Source organism: Pseudolysinimonas sp. (assembly GCF_031389465.1).
Taxonomy (GTDB): Bacteria; Actinomycetota; Actinomycetes; order Actinomycetales; family Microbacteriaceae; genus Pseudolysinimonas_A.
The window spans coordinates 1-3228 of sequence record NZ_JANMSQ010000286.1; the positions used below are offsets into that span (position 1 = coordinate 1).

Annotated in this window: 6 protein-coding genes; all 6 read left to right on the plus strand. The window is 65.1% G+C overall.

Translation table 11 applies throughout. From position 1 onward, the window contains the following. The first annotated feature begins 49 nt into the window (after window positions 1-49). The 6 genes from infA (at window position 50) to rplQ (ending at window position 3160) form a co-directional block, all read left to right on the plus strand. The gene (infA, locus tag RMO30_RS11230; RefSeq protein WP_191283558.1) at window positions 50-271 is read left to right on the plus strand and encodes a translation initiation factor IF-1; all 222 of its coding nucleotides are present in this window, start codon (window positions 50-52) and stop codon (window positions 269-271) included. 68 nt (window positions 272-339) lie between these two features. Further along, on the plus strand, window positions 340-456 hold the full coding sequence (gene rpmJ / locus RMO30_RS11235; protein WP_055821300.1) for a 50S ribosomal protein L36: 117 nt from the start codon (window positions 340-342) through the stop codon (window positions 454-456). A gap of 195 nt (window positions 457-651) precedes the next feature. Next, window positions 652-1032, plus strand: coding sequence for a 30S ribosomal protein S13 (gene rpsM, locus RMO30_RS11240; RefSeq protein WP_191283557.1), 381 nt, complete (start codon window positions 652-654; stop codon window positions 1030-1032). Then, entirely contained in the window at window positions 1032-1436 is a 405-nt protein-coding gene (gene rpsK / locus RMO30_RS11245; protein ID WP_309713410.1) for a 30S ribosomal protein S11, read from the plus strand. The genes rpsM and rpsK overlap by 1 nt, the downstream gene beginning before the upstream one ends. A gap of 107 nt (window positions 1437-1543) precedes the next feature. Next, the gene (locus RMO30_RS11250; protein ID WP_309713413.1) at window positions 1544-2542 is read left to right on the plus strand and encodes a DNA-directed RNA polymerase subunit alpha; all 999 of its coding nucleotides are present in this window, start codon (window positions 1544-1546) and stop codon (window positions 2540-2542) included. 36 nt (window positions 2543-2578) lie between these two features. Continuing rightward, a complete protein-coding gene (gene rplQ / locus RMO30_RS11255; RefSeq protein WP_309713416.1) occupies window positions 2579-3160 on the plus strand; it encodes a 50S ribosomal protein L17 in 582 nt (193 codons plus the stop codon). Window positions 3161-3228 lie beyond the last annotated feature (68 nt).

Genomic DNA, 3228 nt, shown 5'->3' on the forward strand with positions numbered 1-3228 from the left:
TGCCCGTGCACCAATCCACCCCGCAGATCAGCAAAGCACTAGTAGAGGTATGGCGAAAAAAGACGGCGTCATCGAGCTTGAGGGCTCGGTGCTGGAGGCTCTTCCGAACGCAATGTTCCGGGTAGAGCTGACGAACGGGCACAAGGTGCTCGCTCACATTTCCGGCAAGATGCGCCAGAACTACATCCGGATCCTTCCGGAAGACCGCGTGGTCGTCGAGCTCAGCCCGTACGACCTCACCCGCGGCCGCATCGTCTACCGCTACAAGTAAGCAGCGCTGAGAAGTAACGAACCCACGGCGGATGCCGGGGGAACGATGACAGCGAGAGAAGAAGCATCATGAAGGTCAACCCCAGCGTCAAGCCGATCTGTGATCACTGCAAGGTGATTCGCCGTAACGGCCGCGTCATGGTCATCTGCAAGAGCAACCCGCGTCACAAGCAGCGCCAGGGTTGAACCGAAGGTCGACATCGCGAAGCGATATCGACCGAAGGTTCAAGGTTGAGGAGCGCCGCGCGAAGCGCGACGCGTCTCGAAACCCATAACTCAATACACAAGCGTCACCAAGAACCTCGCAAGAGGGGACACCTCGGGTCGGAGGCCCGGGCACCGGAGACGCACAGACCTCCGAAAACTCTCAGGAGTAACGCAATGGCACGTCTTGCCGGCGTCGACATCCCGCGCGACAAGCGCGTGGAAGTGGCGCTCACCTACATCTACGGGGTCGGCCGCACTCGCGCGCTGTTCACCCTCAAGGAGACCGGGATCTCCGGTGACATCCGCGTCAAGGATCTGACCGACGACCAGCTCGTTGCTCTCCGTGACTTCATCGAAGGCACCTACAAGGTGGAGGGTGACCTGCGCCGTGAGGTGCAGGCCGACATCCGCCGCAAGGTCGAGATCGGCTCGTACGAGGGCATCCGCCACCGTCGCGGCCTCCCGGTGCGCGGTCAGCGCACGAAGACCAACGCGCGCACCCGCAAGGGACCGAAGCGCACCGTCGCCGGTAAGAAGAAGGCAGGCAAGAAGTAATGGCCGCTCCCAAGGCTGCTGCAGCCGGTCGCAAGCCGCGCCGCAAAGAGAAGAAGAACATCGCGGTGGGCCAGGCCCACATCAAGTCGACGTTCAACAACACCATCGTCTCGATCACCGACCCTCAGGGTGCGGTCATCGCTTGGGCCTCCGGCGGCGACGTCGGATTCAAGGGCTCGCGCAAGTCGACCCCCTACGCGGCGGGCATGGCGGCAGAGGCCGCTGCGCGCAAGGCGCAGGAGAACGGCATGAAGAAGGTCGACGTCTTCGTGAAGGGTCCGGGTTCCGGACGCGAGACCGCGATCCGCTCGCTCACTGCGGCGGGCCTCGAGGTCGGCACGATCAACGACGTCACTCCGCAGGCGCACAACGGCGTTCGTCCGCCGAAGCGTCGGCGCGTGTAACGACACCGGACAGCATTTTCACCATCAACTGAACACCCGGCGGCCCAGCCACCCGCCGTTCTTCCGTGGGCGTCATATGGCGGACGCCCTCGCTGAAAGGAATACACGTGCTTATTGCACAGCGTCCCACCCTGTCCGAGGAGAGTCTCTCCGAATTCCGTTCGCAGTTTGTGATCGAGCCGCTGGAGCCCGGATTCGGGTACACCCTCGGCAACTCGCTGCGCCGCACCCTGCTGTCGTCCATCCCGGGCGCAGCAGTGACCAGCATCCGCATCGACGGAATCCGGCACGAGTTCTCGACCGTTCAGGGTGTGAAGGAAGACGTCGTAGAGATCGTCCTCAACATCAAGAACCTCGTGGTCTCGAGCGAGCACGACGAGCCGATCACCGCTTACCTGCGCAAGCAGGGCGCGGGCCAGGTCACGGCCGCCGACATCTCGGCGCCCACCGGGGTTGAAATCCACAACCCCGAGCTGGTCATCGCGACGCTCAACGACAAGGCGAAGTTCGAACTCGAACTCACCATCGAGCGTGGCCGCGGCTACGTGTCGGCGACCCAGAACCGCAGCGAGTTCAGCGAAGCCGGTCAGGTTCCGATCGACTCGATCTACTCGCCGGTGCTGAAGGTCACCTACCGCGTCGAAGCGACGCGTGCCGGTGAGCGCACCGACTTCGACCGCCTGGTCGTGGATGTCGAGACGAAGCCCGCGATCACCCCGCGTGACGCGATCGCATCGGCCGGCCGCACGCTGGTCGAGCTGTTCGGTCTCGCCCGCGAGCTGAACTCGGCTGCTGAAGGCATCGAGATCGGGCCTGCCCCGGTCGACGCCGTGCTGTCGAGCGAGCTGAGCATGCCCATCGAGGACCTCGACCTGAGCGTGCGCAGCTACAACTGCCTCAAGCGTGAAGGCATCAACACGGTCGCGGAGCTCGTCGCCCTGTCGGAGACGCAGCTCATGAACATCCGCAACTTCGGCCAGAAGTCGGTCGACGAGGTGCGGGACAAGCTGACCGAGATGGGCTTGTCGCTCAAGGACAGCGTTCCCGGCTTCGACGGCGCGCACTTCTACGGCGGCTACGACGACGACGAGGAGAGCCGCGCCTGACGGCCCGGTTCCTCCTGATCACGAAAGAGAACGACAATGCCTAAGCCCACCAAGGGTCCCCGCCTCGGAGGAGGCCCGGCTCACGAGCGTCTGCTGCTCGCGAACCTCGCCGCCGCGCTGTTCACGCACGAGCGCATCCAGACGACCGAGACGAAGGCCAAGCGCCTCCGTCCGCTCGCCGAGCGCCTGATCACGTTCGCGAAGCGCGGTGACCTCCACGCCCGTCGCCGGGTGCTCGGGATCATCTCGGACAAGGGTGTCGTGCACAAGCTCTTCACCGAGATCGCGCCGCAGGTCGAAGACCGCGAGGGCGGCTACACCCGCATCACGAAGACCGGGTACCGCAAGGGCGACAACGCTCCGATGGCGGTCATCGAACTCGTGCTCGAGCCGGTCGTGAAGAAGCCGTCTGCCAAGAAGGCTGCGGTAGCGAAGGCCGCGGCCGAAAAGCCCGCCAAGGTCGCGAAGCCCGCCGCCGCCGAGGAAGCTCCGGCCGACGAGACCGAGGCCCCCGTCGAAGAGGCCCCCGTCGAAGAGGCCCCCGTCGAAGAGACCGCCGTCGAGGAGGCCCCCGAGGCCGCCGCGGACGAGGCTCCCGCCGAGGACGACGCGAAGTAGTAACCCCGTGACGGGCCCGTTGAGTGCTCGAGTCGCCGCCCCGGCGGGACTCGATCTCCCGGCGGGCC

What these genes read in the sequence shown, in the direction of transcription:
- rpmJ (WP_055821300.1), top strand. Translation starts at nt 340, where the DNA reads ATGAAGGTCAACCCCAGCGTCAAGCCGATCTGTGATCACTGCAAGGTG.
- infA (WP_191283558.1), top strand. Translation starts at nt 50, where the DNA reads ATGGCGAAAAAAGACGGCGTCATCGAGCTTGAGGGCTCGGTGCTGGAG.
- rpsM (WP_191283557.1), top strand. Translation starts at nt 652, where the DNA reads ATGGCACGTCTTGCCGGCGTCGACATCCCGCGCGACAAGCGCGTGGAA.
- rpsK (WP_309713410.1), top strand. Translation starts at nt 1,032, where the DNA reads ATGGCCGCTCCCAAGGCTGCTGCAGCCGGTCGCAAGCCGCGCCGCAAA.
- rplQ (WP_309713416.1), top strand. Translation starts at nt 2,579, where the DNA reads ATGCCTAAGCCCACCAAGGGTCCCCGCCTCGGAGGAGGCCCGGCTCAC.